Below are 22,948 nucleotides of genomic sequence, written 5' to 3' on the forward strand. Positions count from 1 at the left end.
GGAACGGAACGAAAAACCGGTATCCTTTGTGGTTAATCAAATTCTATTTACAAATCTTCAAATTTCCACATTGGCTTTTTCAGCTTCCTGTCTCGACTTGACAATCTTTTGTGCTGATTTCGACAGGTTTTCTTCGTCCTCCATAAAACGTTTGATCTTACGGATAGCATCTTCGTAGCCCGGAATCTGCACCTTTTCAAAAAGATTCACCTTTTGAGTGGTTTTCTTCCTGGCATGTTCCAACAGGTTGAGTTTTTGCGTCATAAACTCCTGTTCGATACCGATCTGCGCCAACTCCTTAAGCTGCTCAATTCCATCAGCAAACCACTTGGGACTACTGAAAAGGCTGAAAGGACGAACAGAATAATCAACACCTTCAAGCACCGGAATACGAACGCCGGCAATCTTCTTGATCGTCATTTTCACATCATCCACATGGAGCAGCGTGGTGTCGAACTCACCCCATAGAGCCAGCATCTGATCGTATGCGTTGATGCGCAATTCGAGTTTCTCGTCCAGCGCTTTAGCATCGTCTTTGGCTCTCTTTACCTCTAAACGCAGAGCACTTTCCTTGTTTTTAATGGTAGGTAGAGCACGCACACGCACTTTAAGCTGCTTTTCAAGCCCCTGAAGCGATGTTTTGTTATATTGAAATGTTATTGCCATAACTTACCTATAAACTCCTTATTCAGGCTTATTTTGCCCAATATCTATCAACCAGCTCCTGTTTGATATTCACCTCTTCCGGTTTGAAGTAACTGGAGAACAAGCCCCAGGTTACGTTTAGCATCTCTTCAGTGCCAATATTGACGTCGATCGCCAGAATTTTTTCTGAATAGTCTTTAGCAAACGAAAGGGTACGTTCGTCGTAATTCGTCAGGTCGAAACCGTTTTCGAGTTTTGTTTTTGCATTGGCAGCATCGGCATAAAGACGTACGGCGGCATTCATCACCTGCGGATGGTCTTCGCGGGTCTTCTTTCCGATTACCAGCTGTTTCAGACGAGACAGCGAGCGGAACGGATCCACAATAACCTTACCAACATCCGAGTCACGACGAAGGAACAACTGACCTTCTGTGATGTAACCCGTATTATCAGGAATAGCGTGTGTAATATCGCCACCCGAAAGCGTTGTCACGGCAATAATCGTAATAGAACCACCGGCCGGGAATTGCACTGCTTTTTCGTAGATTTTTGCCAGGTCAGAGTAAAGCGAACCCGGCATAGAGTCCTTCGAAGGAATCTGATCCATACGGTTCGATACAATTGACAGGGCATCGGCATAAAGCGTCATATCGGTCAACAGTACCAGCACTTTTTCATTGTGGTCGACGGCAAAGTATTCTGCAGCGGTCAATGCCTGATCAGGAATAAGAAGTCGTTCTACCGGAGGATTTTCGGTGGTATTCACGAAACTCACAATACGGTCGAGCACACCTGCATTATTGAACACGTTCTTAAAGTAAAGGTAGTCGTCATTGGTCAGACCCATACCGCCAAGAATGATTTTGTCGGCTTTTGCACGCAAAGCCACGCTCGCCATTACCTGGTTGAACGGCTGATCCGGGTCGGCAAAGAAAGGGATCTTCTGTCCGGATACCAATGAGTTATTCAGGTCGATACCGGCAATACCGGTAGCAATAAGTTCGGAAGGCTGGCGACGACGAACCGGATTCACCGACGGACCACCAATTTCACGTTCTTCTCCTTCAATTTCGGGACCACCGTCGATAGGATCACCGAAGGCGTTGAAGAAACGACCTGCAAGTTGATTGCTCACTTTCAGAGTAGGAGCTTTACCCAGAAATATTACCTCAGCATTCGTCGGAATCCCTTCGGTTCCTTCAAATACCTGCAAAGTAACATCTTCACCCATAATTTTTACCACCTGAGCCAGTTTTCCATTCACGGTAGCCAGCTCATCATACCCTACCCCGGTAGCTTTCAGCGAACAGGTAGCCTTGGTTATCTGAGTGATTTTTGTGTATATTTTTTGAAATGCTTTTGTAGCCATGATATCTAAAATTACAATTTTGCTATTTACAATTTATGATTTCTCCGGAACCATCATTTCTGAGCTGTCTCCAGTGTCAGCATCTCATTCAGTTCTTTCAGATATCCGTTAAAGGCTTCCGATTGATACTCTGAATAATTCATCTGTTTGCAGATATTGATCAATCGTTTGAAGTAGTCCATTACATCTGTAAAGTTGCTAAAATCAAATTTGGTACGGCAAATATCCATCACCAGATTCAGCATAAACTGCTGACGATCGATCGGACAAACTGAGTCGATTTTATCAAAAGCATCCTGCTGAAGGATTACAAAGTCAATCACTTCCGATTTCCAGAAGGTAACGTGGTAATCTACAGGCACTCCGTCATCACCCAAAATATTGATCTGTTCCTGAACCTCTTTACCACGCTGGAGCAACGTCTTCATTTCATTGACATTCTTTGTCCAGTCGGGCGAAATACGTTTTGCAATATACTCTTCAAATTCGGGATATTCAATATATTTTGAGTAACTATCAATCGGATTCACAGCCGGGTAACGTTTACGGTCGGCACGTGCCTGCTCGAGAGCAAAGAAGCAACGGGCAGCCTTTTTGGTCGATTCAGTTACCGGTTCTTTCAGGTTACCACCGGCAGGCGATACAGTTCCGATAAATGTAATTGAACCTGTTGCGCCGTTTTTGAGGTGAACATATCCTGCACGCCCATAGAAGTTGGCGATGATAGCAGGCAAGTCCATCGGGAATGCATCCTGACCCGGAAGCTCTTCCAAACGGTTTGACATTTCACGCAAAGCCTGTGCCCAACGCGAAGTAGAGTCGGCCATCAACAACACTTTCAGTCCCATCGAACGGTAATATTCGGCAATGGTCATTGCGGTGTAAACGGAAGCTTCACGGGCAGCCACCGGCATGTTGGATGTATTCGCAATAATGATGGTACGCTCCATCAACTTGCGACCGGTATGCGGGTCTTCCAATTCAGGGAATTCAACGAAAATTTCCACAACTTCGTTTGCACGTTCACCACAGGCAGCCATAATAACGATATCGGCATCGGCCTGTTTTGAGATTGCATGCTGAAGCACGGTTTTACCGGTTCCGAACGGACCAGGAATAAAGCCGGTACCTCCTTCAACAATAGGATTGGCAGTATCGATGGTTCTTACGCCGGTTTCCAGTAAGCGGAAAGGACGCGGTTTTTCATTATAACAGGTCAAGGCTTTCTTTACCGGCCATTTTTGAGTCATGTTGAGTTCGATTTCTTTGCCTTCGCTATTGGTAACGACTGCAATTTTATCGAAAATGCGGTATTGACCTTCCGTCACAATCGACTTAACAGTAAATTGTCCCTGAAAAGTGAAGGGAACCATGATTTTGTGAGGCTGGAAATTTTCGTCCACTTCACCCAGCCAGCTACCGGCTTCAACCACATCGCCGGCTTTCGCCAGGGGTTTGAAATCCCACAGTTTTTCCTCATCAAGGGGGAACGTATATTCACCGCGTTTCAGGAACACGCCCAACATCTTATCGAGGTCATTTTGCAGACCGTCGTAGTTACGCGACAGCAAGCCCGGACCAAGAGTCACTTCCAGCATGTGTCCCATGAATTCAGCTTCAGCCCCCACCTGCAGGCCGCGAGTACTCTCAAACACCTGCACATAAGCATTATCGCCGATAATTTTGATGACCTCTGCCATCAGTTTAGTATTTCCTGTTTCGATGTAACAAATTTCGTTTTGAGCCACAGGCCCGTCAACCGTCACTATTACAAGGTTGGAAATAATGCCTTTAACTTTTCCTTTTGTTGACATATTATGCTATAGTTATTATTTTATCGTTAATAGGGGTTTCCCGGGCAGCTCACTTTTCGCCGGGAAATTTCACACCACTTTTCAGGTTGCGGATAAGCTCACGGAAAATTGCAGAACCGGCTTCCTTGTTAAGAGGCAACCAGCGTTCAATAATTTCGAGCTTCATCAGATAAGCAGCGACAGCCTCAATCGTGAAATATTCGAAAACCGTATTTTCATCAATCCACGCCCACTTCAACAGGTCGATCTTACGCTCGCGCTCCAGCAAATCGGTCTCTTCAGCAATACGTAATACCGATTCGGCCTGAGGGAAAAAGTCGCTTACGCCAAAATCGCGCGAATGACTGGCTTTCAGGATGCGTGCAACGTTATTGTCGCCTACAATAGAAGAATGAACGTCGAAACCATGCTTGCGACAGGTGTGAGCTGTGAGCAGATTATTGATATTGAGACAAAATTCGAACCATCGGCTCACAAAACCGTTACTGCACTTCAGCGCCGACTTATAAAACAAGACCATAAGTTGGTCATCCCACGAAAGATTATCGAACAAAGGCTTATCCTCCCAGTATGCATAGGCAAACATCGGAAAATAGGAAGGAACTGTCGATATTTTAGGATTCTCCGTTTCTTTCAGTTGCGTCACCACTTCTTCAAAATCCTCTGACGAAGAAATTCCGAGCGGATGCAATGCCACATCCCTGTCTTTGAGGAATGCAAACCAGTTTTTCGCTTCATATTGCTGAAAAATCAGATCGGCAATCTCGCGGTCTTTTTTTGTGAGAGTTTCCTGCAACGTTTGTTGCAACTCCTGCAATTTAAGGGAAAGTTTGGTATCGTCCGGCTGGATTTCGGGTAATCCGGCTATCAGGTAGTAATATTTGCTCATTATGTTACAAATTATAGTTTTGGTTGCAGATTGAGAATAGCAACTTAAAACAACAATTCTACCAGTTTCGGGCGTAAAAATTCTTTGAAGTATTCTACAAATTCGGCCTCACCGAAAGTGATTTTATACCCGCCCGATGCAGGCTGAACAGCGAAGTCGGTTTTTGCACCGTTCACCTCTTTTATAGTAACACCATTATTGAGCAGTTCTTTGGCATTTGAAGCAAAATAAGCAGTCAAAGCCTCTGCATCTTTGGCTTCAATCACAATTTGTTCTTTCTTTGCCCATTCCTGAGTAAAAGAAAGAATTACCTTTTGCATAAAGGCTTTATCAACCACTGCAGCCTTCACTGAGTCATCGGTAATCTTACCGTTGATCAGATTCACCACCTCTGTCTTCAGAGCTTCTACGGATTGTTGCGCAAACAATTTAAGTTCCGAACGCGTATTTTTATCGAGTTCTTCTGCCTGTTTTTTAGCTTGTGCTACTACGGCAGCAGCGTCAGCCTCTGCTTTTTGCAGAATTGCAGCTGCCTCATCCTGAGCTTTAGATACAATTGTGGCGGCTTCACTTTTTCCTTTTTCAACGCCTTCCAAATAGATTTTGTCGGTAAGTTCTTGCAGTGTTGAGTTCATATTGCTGATTTAATTATTTTTTTACTTAGACTGCAAATGTAATGGAATTATCAATAGGGTGTGCCGTTCGATTTAAATTGGAATTCCAATTTAACGTTATTTTTAATTGCTATAAACAACAGAAACGGAATAGCAATTTCTCCGAAATTTACAATAAAAAGAGAACGAAATAATTCAATAAAAAACAAAAATCAAATAAAAGCAGCAGATTATCTATCAGATCAATATAAACGGATGGCAAGAGACGAGAAGAGAACGGAATTCACGATTAGTACTTCATACAGTAAACCCCGGAAGTTTTGACAAATGAAATAAATTCAAGTTTATTTTTTTTACACAATACCCATAAACAAGAAAGCGCGACCATCTCAGATTATGAGAAGGTCGCGCTTTCTTCTTAAAAAGAAAAAGTCTTATTTCTTATTAAATTCAGATGAAACTGTCAACACTTTTCTTCCTTTTGCACGACGAGCTGCCAATACGCGACGGCCATTGGCAGTAGCCATACGTTCGCGGAAACCGTGTTTGTTTCTCCGTTTTGTGTTCGATGGTTGGAATGTTCTTTTCATTGCCGTAATGTTTTATATGTTGTTTTTTATTCCTGTTTTCGGGGCGACAAAGATACGGATTTTTTTCTATAAACAAACTATTCTTCTGATTTTTATCATCAAATGTATTTCAGGTTAATTTACATCATTAATTTTCTTTCGAAAGAGATTAAGTCTTTAGTTTTTTTATAGAAAAGAATTACAGAATTTTTTCCTTAATACAAGGATAATCAGCTACCTTTGTTGTCCTAAAACAGAGGTTATTCTAACAATTTATTAATCTATAAACTAAACAGTTATGTCTAAAGTAACAGTAGTCGGAGCCGGTAACGTAGGTGCTACCTGTGCTAACGTTCTGACGGTAAACCAAGTTGCGAGCGAAGTGGTATTGCTCGATATTAAAGAAGGTGTTGCTGAAGGTAAAGCAATGGACATCATGCAAACTCAGCCTACTCTGGGTTTTGCCACCAAAGTTATCGGTGTAACCAGCGATTACAGCAAAACAGCTAATTCTGACGTTGTTGTTATCACTTCAGGTCTTCCCCGCAAACCGGGTATGACACGCGAAGAACTGATCGGTGTTAACGCAGGTATCGTTAACTCGGTAGTTGCAAGCATCATCAAAGAATCTCCCAACGCTATACTCGTTATCGTAAGTAACCCTATGGATACAATGACCTACCTGACATTCAAAACAGCTGGTCTTCCTAAAAACCGCGTAATCGGTATGGGTGGTGCATTGGACAGCTCTCGTTTCACTTACTACCTGAGCCAGGCTCTTAACACTAACGGCAACAACATCGAAGCTATGGTTATCGGTGGTCACGGCGACACAACAATGATTCCTTTGAAACGTCTTGCTAACTGCAAAGGTGTTGCTGTAAGCGACATTCTTTCTGCTGAAGTTTTGGACAAAGTAGTTGCCGACACAATGGTTGGTGGTGCTACCCTGACAAAATTACTGGGCACTTCTGCTTGGATGGCTCCGGGTGCTTCTGCTGCATTCCTCGTTAAATCTATCCTTAACGACGAAAAACGCGTACTTCCTTGCTGCGTTTACCTCGAAGGCGAATACAAACACAACGATATCTGCATCGGCGTTCCTACCGTAATCGGTAAAAACGGCGTTGAAGCTATCCTCGACGTTAAACTGAATGCAGAAGAACAAGAATTGTTCGACAAGAGCGCTGCTGCTGTTCAGGTAATGAACGACGTATTGAAAGAAATGAAACTGGTTTAATCTCCGGTTTAGATCTTCAAAAAACGAGAGGCATTCCATTCGGATTGCCTCTTTTTTTGTGGCCGAAGTTCTCCTTTGATCCTATCTCTTCTTCTAAATTTGCGTGATATTGAGCATCGTGGCAACTCGTGCTATGGCAACTAATATCATCAGAGAAAATCACATTTGCAGGGATGGTATATCTTTTTGTGGGATCATTACACAGGAACCCGATACATCGTCAATTCCAACGACGTAGTTATTAAGGAAGAAATAATACATGATAGAATATTTAAAGCTCTCACTTAACCCAGAAACCATCCACTGTTTCTTTTCATTATAGTATTTGGCCTTTATCGAATCAAAACCTTTTTCTTGATACATTTTGCGAATAGAATCATTCAGAATAAATACTTTTCTATAATTTGTCAATTGATTGCTTTGAAAAACGAGATTCTGATTTAATGCTTCTGCAAGGAAATCCTTAAAGGACATTCCCTTATATTCGCACTTTCCTTGATAACAGTTATGCAAATCAGCCAAACAAGTAACAATCAAATTATTGCTATCGCCTTTTACGAAAAGAAAGAAAAAATCATATCTAAAGGGAGCTTTGTCACTGGCCAATTTTTCAATGAACCCTTGATTAATAAAACGTTTTTCTTGTTGCTTACAAGAAAAAACACTAATCATCGTGACAATGAAGATGATATAATGGAATAGTTTCATAATTAATTATCATTTGGTAGCCTCTTACCAAAGTCGTTGCTAAAAAAGGAAGCTCCTGCTTTCCAAATTTCTTCAAATGTAGCAATATTTCTTCCAAACATAAAAAGAGGCAGCTGATTACTATCGCAATTTTGTGCTTTTGCAAAGCTGTAAGCCCACTTTTACCCCCGACGCAAGCCAAGCCATACCTCGAACCCAAATCCAACTTACACGCCACGAGAGAACCAATACCATTGCTCACCCACCAAAACAAAAAAGCCGCTCTCGAATTACGAGAGCGGCTTTTTGTCATTTATAGAACAGGCTTATGCCAGTTTCTTTTTTTGTTGTCTTTTAGCGTGCCAAACCTGTACATCGTAAGCGATGGTAGAAGCCACCAGAATAGATGAATAAGTACCGGTTACAACACCGATCAGCAACGCGAATACAAAGCCCCGGATCACATCACCACCGAAGATGAAGATCGCCAGCAATACCAGGATCACACTCACCGTGGTATTGATAGTACGGCGCAGGGTGTGGTTCATAGCATCATCCATCAACGAGCTGATCTCACGTTTCGGGTACAGCTTGATAAATTCACGAATACGGTCGAAGATTACCACCGTATCATTGATGGAGAACCCGATAACCGTCAGGATCGCGGCAATAAATGCCTGGTCGATTTCGAGCGAGAATGGCATAATACTGTAGAGCAACGAATAGAGCCCCAGTACCACCACCACGTCGTGAATCAACGAAACCAAAGCTCCGATAGAGAACGTGTAGCTTGGGAAACGAAGGAAAATGTAAAGAGCAATACCAAATACAGCGAGAACGATCGCCCAGATAGCAGCTACTTTAATATCTTCAGCCACAGCAGGTCCAACCTTCTGAGAACTTACGATATGTTTTTTCACAAACTGATCTCTTGTAATATTACCTCCCAACATAGGTTTCAAGCTGGTGTATAGTTTTGTTTCGATTTCATCATCCACCGAAGCCGACCGATTGGTAATTTCATAGTTTGTAGAAACACGGACTTCTTTTCCGCTGGTTCCAATTGCAATTACATTTACATTACCGCCAAATGCACCTTTCAGTATCGTACGAAGATTTTCGGCATCAACCGGTTGGTCGAATGCAACCTGATAGTTACGTCCACCACTAAAGTCAATACCCTGACTCAAACCTCGGGTAGCCAGTGAACCAACACAGACCAAAAGAACAATACCAGAAACAACATACCATGTTTTACGCATTCCGATAAAGTCGATATTCGGGTGCAATAACCAGTGTTTGGTCAAACGGGTAGTAAACGAGATATCTTCTCTTCCTTCTTTTTCCAGGAATAGTTCAAAAAAGATATGTGTAAGGAACACCATACAGAAGAAAGAGGTAATGATACCAATAATCAACGTAGTGGCAAAACCTTTGATCGGTCCTGATCCAAATGCGAAGAGGATAATACCAACCAGTAAGTGAGTAGCATTTGAGTCGACAATTGCAGACAAAGCATGTTTGTAACCATCGGCAACCGCTTTACGCAGATTTTTGCCAGCTTCTTTTTCTTCACGAATACGTTCGTTGATCAACACGTTGGCATCGACCGCAAACCCAAGCGTCAGCACGATACCGGCAATACCCGGCATAGTCAATACTGCTTTGAAGGAAGCAAGAATACCCATGATGAAGAGCACGTTTAGAATCAGAGCTCCATTGGCAACTAAGCCAGGTATCCATCCGTAATAGAAGATCATAAAGATCAGGATCAGGACAAACGCAATCACAAACGAGATAAGACCCGCGTTGATTGATTTTTGACCCAATGACGGACCAACGTTGTCGGCTTGTACGATGTGTGCCGGAGCAGGCATACGACCTGACTTCAACACGTTTGCCAAGTCCTTGGCTTCTTCAACTGTGAAGTGACCTGAAATCTGGCTACGACCGCCGGTGATTTCCTGGTTAACAACCGGAGCTGAATAAACATAGTTATCAAGTACGATAGCTACGCATTTGCCAACGTTTTGTTTTGTAAGGATTGCCCATGTGTTTGCTCCTTTGGAGTTCATGGTCATGTCCACGATAGCGTTTGAACCGTATTGACCGTAGTCATCTTTTGCGTCGGTTACAACGTCACCCTGAAGTGCAGGACCTTGTTTGGTGGTGCTCTTCAAAGCATACAGCTCAAAATACTGACCTTGTTTGTCAATTGCCTTAACACCCCATTTCAAAGCTAGATCCGAAGGGAATTTGCCACGAATCTGAGGATTGCGCAAGTATGATCCGATAGTTGAAGTATCTGCAGCAAGAGCTACACCTACACGGGGAGAAGCTCCCTGAGGATCGATACCCTGCAAAAGACCGAACAACGGATTTTTCTTTTTGAATTCGGCAATATTTTGTTGATTACCTTTATCAGCTGTCGGTTTTTCTTTTTTCTTGATCAAAGCAGCAAGCGAATCTTCTTTTGAAGTACCGGCAGGTTTCTGAGCTTTAGCTTCGGCTGTTGCCTTAGCAGGAGCGCCTACAGCAGGAACTGTGTCGGTTTTAGCTTTACCTCCGTTTGCAAGGATTGCAGGCAACGAACTGTTTGCATCTTCCAATGCGCTGTAGATTTCAGCCACATTATAAGTTTCCCAGAATTCGAGGTTTGCTGTTCCCTGAAGAAGTTTGCGAACACGTTCCGGATCTTTTACACCAGGAAGTTCAACAAGGATACGACCTGATTTTTCCAGTTTCTGAATGTTCGGTTGAACCACACCAAAACGGTCGATACGCGTACGGAGCACGTTGAATGAGTTGTTGATTGCACTTTCAACATCTTTTCTCAACACAGCCATAACCTGATCGTTGGTTGCACTCAAAGGAATTTGATCTTTCTTATCGTATGTGCTGAATATAGTAGACAGCTTAGCATTAGGATCAAGTTCGAGGTATGCGTTTTTGAACAACGTCAAAAAGTCTGTCTGGCTGGTAGCCTGACGTTGAATTGCCATATCGATGGCTTTGTTGAAATTTTGCGGAGGATTAGGAACTGTAAGAGAGCGGAGAATATCGGCCTGCGATACTTCCAATACTACGTTCATACCACCTTTCAAGTCAAGACCAAGGTTAATTTCCTTGTCCATACACTCTTTGTAGGTATACCCAAACCACACCTTGGTGGGTGCGATAGAATCGAGATACCTTTTGTAAAGCGCGCTATCGACTTCGTTTGTCCCCGGTTTCGTCGCAAATGCCAAAGCAGCTTTATTGTAATGATTTGTCACAAAGCTGAATGACAAATAGAAGAAACAGACAAGCAAAAGCAACACGGCTAGAACCTGAACAAATCCTTTGTTTTGCATGTTTAACTATTTTAAATACATATAACTAATTGATAGAATTTCCAAATTATTTTGAGCCTGCAAATATAGCGATTTTTTAATAAGCCCAAAATGAGTTAAAAAAGAATTTTTAGCGCCCACTAAGTTACCCTTTTTGACGAGAAGTAAGAACTTTTTTGTGCGCTAGAGTACAATGTTTGGTTCTAAAATATATTTCTCGCGCAAAACTTGTCCCACAATGCGGGAGCCGAAAAGAAAAGCCTTCAGCTTTCCTTTATAGTGTTTTAAGTCATAATATATGTAATTCAATCATTTATGAGTACATTTCGCCTCTGCGACTTTGCGTGAAAAAATAAACCACAGTATTTCAAAAACTGTAATTAACCGTGGTTTTTATCCGCTTTTATCGTTACATTTGTCTAACTGTTTTTGTCAACTTAACCTTATTATATACACTTATGTCTAAATTACGTTTTGCGGCGTTGCAGGAATTTGCTGCCCGTACTCCTCTGCATGTGGACATTCCGTCCAAACTTTCCGAATATTATGGAATTAATGTTTTTGACCGAAAGAAAATGCAGGCTTATTTGCCTGAAGAAGCATACAAAGCTGTTCGTGAAGCAGTTGAAGACGGCACCCAGATAAACCGAAAAGTAGCCGACCAGATTGCAAACGGCATGTGCCGCTGGGCAAAAGAACGGGGAGCCACTCACTATACCCACTGGTTTCAGCCTCTTAACGATGCTACCGCCGAAAAACACGAACGTTTGTTTGATTTTGGAGAAAACGGTGAAGTGCTGGAACGCTTTTCCGGCAAACTACTCATTCAACAAGAGCCCGATGCCTCCTCATTTCCCAGCGGAGGTATTCGCAATACTTTCGAGGCCCGCGGATATACAGCCTGGGACGTTTCTTCCCCCGCATTTATAGTTGACGAAACACTTTGCATTCCTACCATTTTCATAGCATACACCGGCGAAGCGCTCGATTACAAAACACCATTATTGCGTGCTTTGAGTTCCGTAGACAAAGCAGCAGTCCGCGTTTGTCAGTATTTCGACAAGGAGGTAACAAAGGTAACTGCCAATTTAGGCTGGGAACAGGAATATTTTCTGATAGACAAAGCGCTGTTCGATGCCCGCCCCGACCTTTGCCTCACAGGGCGAACGTTGATGGGGCATGCTTCTGCCAAAGATCAACAGCTGGAAGATCACTATTTTGCAGCCATTCCTCCCCGCGTAATGGCGTTCATGAGCGAACTGGAACTGGAGTGTCACAAACTGGGCATTCCGGTAAAAACCCGCCACAACGAAGTGGCTCCCAACCAATTCGAATGCGCACCAATTTTTGAGGAAGCCAACCTTGCCAACGACCACAATCAGCTGGTAATGGATCTGATGAAACACATTGCCCGCAAACATAATTTTGCCGTATTGCTGCACGAGAAACCGTTTGCCGGCGTCAATGGTTCAGGAAAACACAACAACTGGTCACTCTGCACCGACACCGGGGTCAATCTTTTTAGTCCTGCAAAGAATCCCAAAGGAAACATGCTCTTCCTTACTTATATCGTCAATACGTTGATGGCAGTGCAAAACCACCAGGACTTGCTTCGCGCTTCGATCATGAGCGCCGAAAATTCACACCGCCTGGGCGCCAACGAAGCACCACCGGCTATTGTCTCTGTCTTTTTAGGGAGCTATCTCACCAATATGCTGGACAATCTGGCCGAAAAGGTATCGGATTCCCGCATGTCGCCCGAAGAAAAAACGGCGCTGAAGCTTGGTATCGCGCGCATCCCCGACATTGTTCTGGACAGTACCGACCGCAACCGTACATCTCCGTTTGCCTTTACCGGCAACCGTTTCGAGTTCAGAGCCGTTGGTTCTTCTGCCAACTGTGGTGCAGCAATGACGGTACTGAATGCAGTAGTTGCCGATCAACTCAATCGCTTTGCGGATGAAGTTGACGTTCAGATTGCAAAGGGAAAAAACAAGGACGAGGTTATCTTCCAGATTTTGAAACGAATGATCATCGAAACCCGCCCGATACGTTTTGAAGGCGACGGTTATTCTCCGGAATGGGTAGAAGAAGCTGCCAAACGTGGCCTGACCAACATCACATCGGCTCCTGACGCGATAGAGAAATACCTTGACAAAAAGGCCGTGGAGCTTTTCACCAAACAAGGCATCTTGTCGGAAACCGAGATACACAGCCGCGTAGAGGTAGAATTTGAAAAGTTCACCAAGAAGATTCAGATCGAAGCCCGCGTTCTGGGAGATTTGGCTATCAACCACATTGTGCCGACTGCCATTGCCTACCAAAACCGATTGATTGAAAACATCCGGGGATTGAAAGAAGTATTCGACAAAGACGAATTTGAAGCGCTTGCCGCAGACAACAAAAGCCTCGTTCGCGAAATCGGAGAACGTGTTGTTGCTATTAAAACAATGGTGCACGAAATGATTGAAGCCCGCAAAGTAGCAAACAACATTGAAGACATGCATACCAAAACGTATGAATACAGCACCAAGGTGCGCCCGTATCTCGATCAGATCCGCTACCACATCGACAAACTGGAAGAGGTGGTGGACGATGAAATATGGACTCTGCCCAAATACCGGGAACTTCTTTTTGCAAAATAAACACAACAGTTGCCCCGGGTATTCCGGGGCATTTTTTTTACTTTATGAAACCATTTTCATTTTGCCTCATCGTCTTTTTGTGCGTACTAACGCCATCTATCTCGGCACAAATCAATTACGGCAATAATCCAGCCGCAGGCAAATACCTAACCACGAGAGGCATCAAACTCTATTACGAGACCTATGGCAGAGGCGAACCTCTCCTGATGATTCACGGCAACGGAGGATCTATTTCCGGCTTTTCAAATCAGATTCCATTTTTCGCCCAAAAGTACAAGGTGATTGCAGTTGATAGCCGTGCACAGGGAAAATCTGCAGACGCATGCGATTCTCTCAGTTTTGAGATGATGGCCGATGATTTCAATGCCCTACTCGACTCCATGCATATTTCGTCCTGCCGTGTGTTGGGCTGGAGCGACGGAGGCATTAATGCTCTTTTAATGGCAATCCGGCATCCCCAAAAAGTAAAAATGTTAGCTTCGACCGGCGCCAACCTGATTCCGGACTCTACCGTTTTTGTCCCTCATGCCTATCGGGAATGGATGAATGATTATTTGCGTTCAGGCAAAGAAACCCAAACTCCCAAACTGAAGAATCAACGCAAGCTGATGGCGCTCGACCTCTTCCAACCGCATATTACAACGGCACAATTGCAAACCATTAAATGTCCATCACTAATTATCGGAGGAGATCACGACCTTATTGTACCATCACACACTCTGGAGATAGCGAATGCCATTCCCGGGGCTTTCTGCTGGATTATTCCAGATAGCGGTCATGCTACGCTTATTCAACACAAAAAGCAATTTAACGAAGTGGTCAATGCTTTTTTCAACAGGCAGATACACGGCAAATGACAAACAGACCAGATTTTCGCCAAAAAAGTTGTCGGTTATCATTTTTTATTGTTCCTTTGTATCAAAATAAAAGAGAATGAATTTCACAACAAAAAATAGCTGGTGGCGCTTCCGTTTCTGATTCAACAATGGGAAATGCGACTCACCGTTTGCAACACACAACCGCAGGAACCCATACCTGCGGTTTTTTTTTGCCATATCATGAGATTATAGACGATTATTAAAAAACAAATTATATACAGATGAACCGAACGTGTTGCTTTACAATGCTCAAGAACTCCCGATAGCTATCGGAAAATAATTTCTGCAACACACAGTTTCATTCAGCCTTAAAACAATAAAAATCATTATAGTATGAAAACGACAAAAAAAATTCAATTACCGGAAAGCGAAATGCCGAAGGCTTGGTATAACATCATCGCCGACATGAAAAACCAACCGCTTCCGATGTTAAATCCGGGCACGAAACAACCTCTTAAACCGGAAGAAATGGAAGGTCTTTTTGCCAAAGGACTGGTTGAACAGGAATTCTCGAAAGAACGCTACATCGAAATTCCGGATGAAGTATGGCAACTTTACAAAATCTACCGCCCTTCACCATTAGTTCGTGCTTCAGGACTCGAAAAAGCATTGGACACTCCGGCAAAAATCTATTTCAAGAATGAAAGTGTAAGTCCGGTTGGCTCTCACAAACTAAATTCTGCCATTCCACAGGCATATTACAACAAAATACAGGGAATCAAGCACATCACTACCGAAACAGGTGCTGGTCAATGGGGAAGCGCTATGAGTATCGCCTGTAAGCATTTCGGACTCGATCTTCAGGTTTACATGGTAAAAGTCAGCTATGACCAAAAACCTTACCGTAAATTTGTGATGCAGACATATGGTGCCGAAGTAATTCCATCACCAAGTACACGCACAGCTGCCGGCCGCTCTTATCTGGAAAAACATCCTAACAGCCCGGGCAGCCTTGGTGTTGCTATTTCGGAAGCCGTAGAAGCTGCCGTTACTCACCCCGACACACGTTACACATTGGGTAGTGTATTGAATCACGTCATTCTTCACCAGACCATCATCGGACTTGAAGCCGAAAAACAGATGGAAATGGCAGGCGATTATCCCGATGTAGTAATCGGATGCTTCGGTGGGGGTTCCAACTTTTCCGGAATTACCTTCCCGTTCCTCCGCCACAATCTTGTTGATGGAAAAACAACCCGTTTTATCGCAGCAGAACCGGCTTCGTGCCCGAAACTGACACGCGGTAAATTCGAATACGATTTTGGCGACACAATCGGAATGACACCGCTGATCCCAATGTTTACCCTCGGTCATGATTTCGAGCCGGCGGCTATTCATGCCGGAGGATTACGCTACCACGGCGCAGGTTCTATTGTAAGTCAATTACTTAAAGACGGCTTAATCGAAGCTCAGGCTGTCAAACAACTCGACACCTTTGATGCAGGAGTTCTGTTTGCCCGTTCGGAAGGTATTATTCCGGCACCGGAATCGACTCACGCCATTGCGGTAGCTATTCGCGAAGCGTTGAAGGCAAAGGAAGAAGGCAAAGAAAAAACAATTCTTTTCAACCTTTCAGGCCACGGATTGATAGACATGGCTGCATACGACAATTACTTTGCAGGAAAGCTCACCAACTTTGAAGTTCCCGATGCAAGCATTGAGGACAACATTGCCAAACTTGAAAAACTGGCCTGACAAATAAGGCGCGAAAAAGCTTACTAAAAACAGGTAGTCTGCCGAACGGTGGGCTACCTGTTTTGCTTTGTTCCTGCGTGATAGCCAAACACTGGTTATACAGACTACCACATCGGTAATTTTAATAAAATAATTACCTTTGTTCAACATAAATAATCAGGCCATTATGAAACACCTTCGTTTTTCCTTCATCCTGATCGGATGTTTCGCCTTTTTGTCTGCCACGGCAAATGCGTTCAACTACACCAAACAATGGGAAAGAATAGCCGCATTTGAGTCTAAAAGCCGCCCGCAATCGGCATTGCAAGCTGTCGATTCGTTGATGAATGCTGCCAAAACCGAGAAAAACAGTCCGCAATTTCTCAAAGGCTGGCTTTATCGGTTCCGTTTCCTGATAGAAAAGGATCGCGACAGCTTTATTTCTGAAATTGGTGCCATGGAAAAATACACCGCAACCGACAAGAATCCCGTCGAAAAGGCAGTACTTCACAGTCTGTTGGCAAAACTCTACGAACAATATTACCAGCAACACAGATATACCATCAACCAGAGAACGAAACTAACAGCAGAAATCCCGACCAATATCAAAGAATGGAGCGCTAACATCTTTGCCGACACCATCGTTTATCATGTAAAAGCATCACTGGCAAATGCAACTCTTTTACAATCCACAAACGCTCTCCGCTACGAAGCCATAATGGAAACAGGAGCAGACAGCCGCACGTTACAGCCCACGCTTTTTGACTTTCTGTGTGCCCGTTCAATCGAGACACTTTCCGCTTTTACAGGCAGCCATTTAATTGATAACCAAGCATTAAACGACCACAAATTATTTGAACCGGCAACAACATTCATTCTCCAGACAGACACCGGCAGCACTTACAAAGGAAAAATACTCAGCATCTACCGACAATGGCTTGCTTTCCGGTTAAAGGCCAACAATAAAGCAGCATTAATTTACACGGATCTCGAACGACTAAACTACATTTACCGGAATGCAACTTTAGCCCGAAAAGACGACTTATATCTCAATGCCTTACAACAATTGCGACAGGAGTATTCCACCTCAGAAAGCGTCGTCGAAGTAATGGCTGCCATCGCTAACCATTATCTTCAGCATGACGAATATGACAAGGAAAGAGTCAACGAGACTGCTCGTTTTCTGGACTACAAAAAACGTGCTTTCGACATCTCTGCAGAGGGCATACAACGCTTCCCGAAGTACAAGCGCATCAACTTACTAAAAGCCATTCAACAGCAAATTACGGAACGAACGATAAAAGCAGAAAATCCGGAAGTGATCGCTTCGAAAAGTCCCCTGAAAATAAAGCTTTCTTCGGCGAACGTATCACAAATTGAGATACGTCTGTACAGAATAGACGTCGATGCCGTGGACTATTACAAGAATCAGCAACGGGCATACAGGAATCAAATCTCCAAGGGCGCTGTTTTAACAGAAACAAAAAAGATAACCCTCAAACAATCGCCCTTTTTTCGGGAAACAGACACGACAATTGTCGTCAAAACTCCACCTTATGGCATCTATGAATACTGTGTATCTGAACCGGGCACCACAAATCAGGATAAGCAGGTCTGCGGAAACTTGTCGGTATCGGATCTGGCATATTTTACCCGCACAAAACAGGAGGGAAAGATCGATCTGTATGTTGTAGACAGAGTTTCGGGACATCCTCTAAAAGAGGTATCTATAAAGACATTCACACAAAACGGATATGGAGAAAAAACACAATTCTCACAAACCGGCACGTTTCTATCAGACTCAAACGGCCATTGTGAATTCCCTTCGCCCGAACGGTACGGAACCTTTATCCAATTAGTCAATGCTAACGACAAATATTTTCCGGTTAACAGCGCCTCATCCTATTTTTATGCCGGGCACCTGCAAGAGAACAAAGAACCACGTATTTCCCTTTTCACTGACCGGGCAATTTACCGTCCGGGGCAGACGGTTTACTTCAAAGGAATAGTTTGGCTTGCCACCCAGGATTCGTCGCAGGTAATAGCTGATAAAAATTACAACATCACTCTTCGCGATGCCAACCGGCAGGAAGTAAGCACACAAGCTGTCAAAACAAACGATTTCGGTTCTTTCGCCGACAGTTTTACGCTACCGAAAGGCCGATTGAATGGAAATTTTTCTATTAACATAGAAAACAAAGCCTCCATTTCGTTTTCCGTCGAGGAGTACAAACGTCCTACTTTCGAAATCAAATTTGACACCATCAAAGGAACACCGGCTTTTGGAGACAAAGTAACCATCAGAGGGAATGTCAGAAGCTATGCCGATTTCCCGATCGAGAAGGCGACCATCAAATATCGGGTTGTTCGCCGCCCTCACTGGTTAATGCGCTGGCAGGGAATGCAGGATCAGGAAATACTAAACGGAGAACTCAAAAGTGACAACAAAGGCCAATTTGACATCTCGTTTATTCCGCAGAAACAAGATGAAACTCCGGCAGGATACAAACAATATTACACCTACTTTGTCTCCGCAGACGTTACCGACACTAACGGGGAAACTCAAAAAAATGAAATGTCATTTTCGGTAGGTGACATCTCCATGTACCTCACCGCTGACACGAAGGACATCGTCGACAAAACCAAACCTTTTGATATTGGGATAGCGGCTTTTAATCTGAATGACGCTCCTGTCAAAACAACAGTTTCGTACACATTGTCGCGGCTGAAACCCGACACTGAATATGCAGAAAAAGCGCACAACGAGGATCTTACAAATATTGAACAGCAACTCTTAAGCAGCAATCTCGACACGGGGAATGAGAAGAAAATCAGCATTGCTCATCCCGAAAAGTGGGAATCCGGCAAATATCTTATTAAACTATCGGCAAAGGACGAGCAAGGACGTCTGACTGAAGCCACAAAAACCTTTGTACTTTATTCTCCCGACGACAAAAAACCGCCCGTAAAAAGCTACTGCTGGGTTCAGGAATTAAAAACAAGCTGTACCCCCGGCGAAACTGCCGATATTCTTTTTGGGACATCGGCTCCCGATGCCAGAGTGCTGTACGAATTGATGGATGGAAACAAAGTCCTGGAAAGCAAATGGATGACATTTGACAATGAAATGCGGCATTTACAAATTCCATTCAAAAAAGAATACGAAGGAGGAATAACAATGATAATTTCATTGATCAGAGATGAAAAAAATTTCTCCGAAATAATTCCCATACGCAGAGCGCAACGCAACACAAAGTTGAAACCTAAATTTTCCATCTTTCGCAGCAAATTAACACCAAACTCACTGGAAGAATGGCGCATTACCATTCCCGAATTGCAAAAGAACAAAAAACAGGCAGAAAGCATGGTCACCATGTTCGATGCTTCTCTCGACGCATTTGCTTCGCACAACTGGTATTTCAATCCCACACACATAAATTATCTAAGACAGGTGCCCTATTGGAACTCTACAATGGGCAACTTAATCAATAACAACACTTCGTATTACATAGGCAAAGACCTTGAGTCTCCCGGGGTCTGGATGGATCATTTTGATAATATTCTGATAAGCTTATTTCATGGATATCCGGCTACTATCAAAACCATGAGAAGAGGTCGAATTATTGAACGTGTAAGTTTTGTAGCTCCAAAAGTAACCACCGACACGACGATGGTCACCAAAGATTTTGGCAAGCAAACCGTCTTAATGGAACCAGTGGCTGAAGCCGGAAATTTGCAGAAAAATATAGCTGTTTTAGGCTATGCCACTACAAAACAAACCAACCAATCAGCCAAGCAACAACCTGTCCAACCCCGAAAAAACTTTGCCGAGACGGCTTTCTTCTATCCGCAACTGCGAACAGATGAGAACGGTGAGGTATCGTTCTCCTTCACGGTTCCCGAGTCGCTCACACGCTGGAATGTGATGGGACTGGCGCACACCAAAGATCTCTATTTCGGGCAATGGTCGGCACAGGCCGTGACTCAAAAACAGTTTATGGTGCAACCCAATATGCCCCGTTTTGTCCGCGAAAGCGATACCCTGACCATCACAGCCAAACTGGTGAATCTTTCGGACAAAAAACAGGCTGGTAACGCCCGCATAGAACTTACCGACCCCGAGACCAACCAGACGCTTCCGGTAGCAGAAGCCAACCACACTTTTGTTGCCGAACAGAATGGTACCACCACGCTTGCCTGGAAGATTGCCGGTTTTGCTGGCAAACAAATGCTTATCTGCAAAGTGACGGCTTCTACCGACGAATTCAGCGACGGCGAAGAGCACTATTTACCTGTTCTGCCCGACAAATTGCGGGTAACCGAAACCTTCCCATTCCGTGTCAGAACGAAACAAACCAAAGAGTTTACTTTTGAACGCCTGAAAACGGAATCAGCAAAAGTAAACAGCAAAAGCCTGACGCTCGAAATGACGGCCAATCCGACATGGTATGCCCTGCAGGCGCTTCCGGCACTGACCCTACCCGAAAACGACTGTTCGGTTTGCTGGTTTTCTACCTACTACGCCAATACATTAGCTGCCGCGATCGTAAAATCCGACCCAAAAATTGCCGATACTTTCCGGCAATGGCAACAATCGGGCAACGCCCTGCAATCGAATCTTGAAAAAGACGAGGAGCTGAAAAACCTTCTATTGACAGAAACTCCGTGGGTATTGGAAGCCAAAAGCGAATCGGCTCAAAAGCAACGGATCGCGGAGCTTTTCGATACAAACCGTCAGGCCGACAACCGTCGTCTGGCTATGGAGAAGTTAAGTGCGCTGCAATTGAGCAACGGCGCATTCACATGGTTCAAAGGAATGAACGAAGACCGTTTTCTGACGCAATACATTCTCGAAGGAATGGCGCGCCTCACCCGCATGGGTGCCGAAAGCTATTCGAACAAAGAGCAGGAAATGATCCGAAAAGCGTTGCGCTATACAGATCAAAACATGGCACACGATTTTGACGACATGAAGCGATACAACAAAGAGTGGAAAAAACGCAAATGGCTTTCGCCCGATCAGATCTACTATTTCTACATGCGAAGCTCTTACCGCGATATTGCTACCGACAAAGAAGCCATGGAAGCTGTTGACTTCTTTAAAAAACTGTTGGCCGCCAACTGGACTGACTGCACTCTTTCCGGCAAGGCATTGATAGCGATCACCGCACAACGATACGGTGACAAAAAACTGGCTGCAGAGATTGTGAAATCGCTGGAAGAAAATGCCACCACAACGGACGAAAAAGGAATGTTCTGGCAAAACAACCGGAGCGGACTTTGGTGGCACGAATCGGACATTGCCACACAGACAGCTATCATCGAAGCCTTATCCGAAATCAACAACAACGAGCAGCAAACCGACGACATGAGGTTTTGGCTCTTGTCGCAAAAGCAAACCGAACGCTGGCACTCGCCCATCGCCACCGCCGACGCGGTGTATGCTCTACTAATGAACGGTTCGAACTGGTTGTCGGGCAAAAACGATGTGCAGGTGAAGCTAGGAAAACAAGTTGTAACCAGCAATACCAAAGAAGCCGGAACCGGTTACTTCAAAAGTACTTTTACCGGCAACGAAATTAAACCAGCAATGGCCGAAATATCGGTAAAAAATAACGAAACACATCCGGCATGGGGCGCTCTCTACTGGCAATACGAAACCTCGCTCAACAACGTAACGGCACAAAAAGGCGTTCAATTGAATGTGGACAAGAAGCTCTACATCGAACAGGTATCGCCAACCGGCCCGGTGCTGACACCTGTTTCCAATGGTTCGGCCCTGAAAGTCGGCGACAAAGTGACGGTACGCCTTGTTGTCACTACCGATCGCGACATGGAGTACGTTGCCCTTACCGACCAGCGGGCTGCCTGTCTCGAACCGACAGAACAGCTTTCGGGTTGCCGATGGAAAGAACGGGTATGCTACTACCAAAGCACCAAAGATGCCTCCACGCAATTCTTTTTCTCGTTCCTGCCGAAAGGCACCTATGTATTCGAATATTCCACCTGGATAACACGGGGCGGAACCTACAGCAACGGTATTGCAACCATCCAGTGCCAGTACGCTCCCGAATTTTCGGCACATTCGGCAAGTCAAACAATAACAATCAAATAATGCAAGATAAAAAAATGGAAACACCGGAATTAAATTCGCACAACAAGCAGGAATACCCTCCCATGCACACAACAGAGCACATTTTGAATCAAACCATGGTGCGCATGTTCGGATGTCCGCGCTCCCGCAACGCCCACATCGAACGTAAAAAGAGCAAATGCGACTACCTGCTTTCGGAAGCGCCGACTGAAGAACAAATCGCTCAAATAACCAACTCCGTCAATGAAGTTATTTCATCGAATCTTCCGGTTACGATCAGCTTTGTAGACAAAGAGGAAGCTGCCTCTTTTCTCGATTTGGGAAAACTACCCGACGATGCCAGCGAAACCATTCGCGTGATACGGGTGGGCGACTACGATGCATGCGCATGTATAGGCACTCACGTTGAAAACACCTCCGAGATCGGGAAATTCGTCATCATCAGCCACGATTTTAGCGAAGGAAGATGGAGGGTTCGTTTCAAACTCGAAAATTGAG

Annotated in this window: 14 protein-coding genes; 6 read left to right on the forward strand and 8 right to left on the reverse strand. The window is 44.2% G+C overall.

The features are described 5' to 3' along the window. Nucleotides 1-57: 57 nt before the first annotated feature. From PJIAN_RS01760 to rpmH, 6 genes are all read right to left on the reverse strand, one after another. Nucleotides 58-666, reverse strand: coding sequence for a V-type ATP synthase subunit D (locus PJIAN_RS01760; protein WP_068701434.1), 609 nt, complete (start codon nucleotides 664-666; stop codon nucleotides 58-60). Nucleotides 667-694: 28 nt separating this feature from the next. Further along, a complete protein-coding gene (locus PJIAN_RS01765; protein ID WP_068701436.1) occupies nucleotides 695-2,014 on the reverse strand; it encodes a V-type ATP synthase subunit B in 1,320 nt (439 codons plus the stop codon). Nucleotides 2,015-2,067: 53 nt separating this feature from the next. Next, complete coding sequence (locus PJIAN_RS01770) at nucleotides 2,068-3,828, reverse strand: V-type ATP synthase subunit A (RefSeq protein WP_068701438.1); 1,761 nt, start codon at nucleotides 3,826-3,828, stop codon at nucleotides 2,068-2,070. Nucleotides 3,829-3,877: 49 nt separating this feature from the next. Beyond that, entirely contained in the window at nucleotides 3,878-4,717 is an 840-nt protein-coding gene (locus PJIAN_RS01775; protein ID WP_068701441.1) for a DUF2764 family protein, read from the reverse strand. 44 nt (nucleotides 4,718-4,761) lie between these two features. Then, nucleotides 4,762-5,352, reverse strand: a complete 591-nt coding sequence (locus PJIAN_RS01780) for a hypothetical protein (RefSeq protein ID WP_068701442.1) — start codon at nucleotides 5,350-5,352, stop codon at nucleotides 4,762-4,764. 413 nt (nucleotides 5,353-5,765) lie between these two features. Next, the gene (gene rpmH, locus PJIAN_RS14730) at nucleotides 5,766-5,921 is read right to left on the reverse strand and encodes a 50S ribosomal protein L34 (protein WP_084252212.1); all 156 of its coding nucleotides are present in this window, start codon (nucleotides 5,919-5,921) and stop codon (nucleotides 5,766-5,768) included. Between the two features lie 277 nt (nucleotides 5,922-6,198). On the opposite strand from rpmH, the gene PJIAN_RS01790 reads away from it, so the two are divergent. Continuing rightward, complete coding sequence (locus PJIAN_RS01790; RefSeq protein ID WP_068701446.1) at nucleotides 6,199-7,140, forward strand: malate dehydrogenase; 942 nt, start codon at nucleotides 6,199-6,201, stop codon at nucleotides 7,138-7,140. A gap of 159 nt (nucleotides 7,141-7,299) precedes the next feature. On the opposite strand, the gene PJIAN_RS01795 is transcribed toward PJIAN_RS01790, so the two are convergent. Both PJIAN_RS01795 and secDF read right to left on the reverse strand, forming a co-directional pair. Next, nucleotides 7,300-7,848, reverse strand: coding sequence for a hypothetical protein (locus PJIAN_RS01795; RefSeq protein ID WP_153802447.1), 549 nt, complete (start codon nucleotides 7,846-7,848; stop codon nucleotides 7,300-7,302). A 305-nt stretch (nucleotides 7,849-8,153) separates the two neighbouring features. Further along, the gene (gene secDF, locus PJIAN_RS01805) at nucleotides 8,154-11,180 is read right to left on the reverse strand and encodes a protein translocase subunit SecDF (RefSeq protein ID WP_068701451.1); all 3,027 of its coding nucleotides are present in this window, start codon (nucleotides 11,178-11,180) and stop codon (nucleotides 8,154-8,156) included. A gap of 437 nt (nucleotides 11,181-11,617) precedes the next feature. On the opposite strand from secDF, the gene PJIAN_RS01810 reads away from it, so the two are divergent. From PJIAN_RS01810 to PJIAN_RS01830, 5 genes are all read left to right on the forward strand, one after another. After that, complete coding sequence (locus PJIAN_RS01810; RefSeq protein WP_068701453.1) at nucleotides 11,618-13,804, forward strand: glutamine synthetase III family protein; 2,187 nt, start codon at nucleotides 11,618-11,620, stop codon at nucleotides 13,802-13,804. Nucleotides 13,805-13,848: 44 nt separating this feature from the next. Next, nucleotides 13,849-14,661: an alpha/beta fold hydrolase gene (locus tag PJIAN_RS01815; protein ID WP_068701455.1), complete on the forward strand. Its 813-nt coding sequence runs from the start codon at nucleotides 13,849-13,851 to the stop codon at nucleotides 14,659-14,661. A gap of 354 nt (nucleotides 14,662-15,015) precedes the next feature. Beyond that, nucleotides 15,016-16,377, forward strand: a complete 1,362-nt coding sequence (locus PJIAN_RS01820) for a TrpB-like pyridoxal phosphate-dependent enzyme (RefSeq protein ID WP_068701457.1) — start codon at nucleotides 15,016-15,018, stop codon at nucleotides 16,375-16,377. A gap of 166 nt (nucleotides 16,378-16,543) precedes the next feature. Beyond that, nucleotides 16,544-22,471 (forward strand): alpha-2-macroglobulin family protein, encoded by a 5,928-nt coding sequence (locus tag PJIAN_RS01825; protein ID WP_068701459.1) that lies wholly within the window; start codon nucleotides 16,544-16,546, stop codon nucleotides 22,469-22,471. After that, the gene (locus tag PJIAN_RS01830; protein WP_236714358.1) at nucleotides 22,471-22,947 is read left to right on the forward strand and encodes an alanyl-tRNA editing protein; all 477 of its coding nucleotides are present in this window, start codon (nucleotides 22,471-22,473) and stop codon (nucleotides 22,945-22,947) included. The genes PJIAN_RS01825 and PJIAN_RS01830 overlap by 1 nt, the downstream gene beginning before the upstream one ends. Nucleotide 22,948 lies beyond the last annotated feature (1 nt).

The sequence above is a fragment of the Paludibacter jiangxiensis genome, assembly GCF_001618385.1.
GTDB lineage: Bacteria > Bacteroidota > Bacteroidia > Bacteroidales > Paludibacteraceae > Microbacter > Microbacter jiangxiensis.

Coding starts and splice junctions, on each gene's coding strand:
- secDF (WP_068701451.1), bottom strand. CDS start 11,180: ATGCAAAACAAAGGATTTGTTCAGGTTCTAGCCGTGTTGCTTTTGCTT.
- PJIAN_RS01810 (WP_068701453.1), top strand. CDS start 11,618: ATGTCTAAATTACGTTTTGCGGCGTTGCAGGAATTTGCTGCCCGTACT.
- PJIAN_RS01780 (WP_068701442.1), bottom strand. CDS start 5,352: ATGAACTCAACACTGCAAGAACTTACCGACAAAATCTATTTGGAAGGC.
- PJIAN_RS01815 (WP_068701455.1), top strand. CDS start 13,849: ATGAAACCATTTTCATTTTGCCTCATCGTCTTTTTGTGCGTACTAACG.
- PJIAN_RS01795 (WP_153802447.1), bottom strand. CDS start 7,848: ATGAAACTATTCCATTATATCATCTTCATTGTCACGATGATTAGTGTT.
- PJIAN_RS01760 (WP_068701434.1), bottom strand. CDS start 666: ATGGCAATAACATTTCAATATAACAAAACATCGCTTCAGGGGCTTGAA.
- rpmH (WP_084252212.1), bottom strand. CDS start 5,921: ATGAAAAGAACATTCCAACCATCGAACACAAAACGGAGAAACAAACAC.
- PJIAN_RS01825 (WP_068701459.1), top strand. CDS start 16,544: ATGAAACACCTTCGTTTTTCCTTCATCCTGATCGGATGTTTCGCCTTT.
- PJIAN_RS01765 (WP_068701436.1), bottom strand. CDS start 2,014: ATGGCTACAAAAGCATTTCAAAAAATATACACAAAAATCACTCAGATA.
- PJIAN_RS01775 (WP_068701441.1), bottom strand. CDS start 4,717: ATGAGCAAATATTACTACCTGATAGCCGGATTACCCGAAATCCAGCCG.
- PJIAN_RS01830 (WP_236714358.1), top strand. CDS start 22,471: ATGCAAGATAAAAAAATGGAAACACCGGAATTAAATTCGCACAACAAG.
- PJIAN_RS01770 (WP_068701438.1), bottom strand. CDS start 3,828: ATGTCAACAAAAGGAAAAGTTAAAGGCATTATTTCCAACCTTGTAATA.
- PJIAN_RS01820 (WP_068701457.1), top strand. CDS start 15,016: ATGAAAACGACAAAAAAAATTCAATTACCGGAAAGCGAAATGCCGAAG.
- PJIAN_RS01790 (WP_068701446.1), top strand. CDS start 6,199: ATGTCTAAAGTAACAGTAGTCGGAGCCGGTAACGTAGGTGCTACCTGT.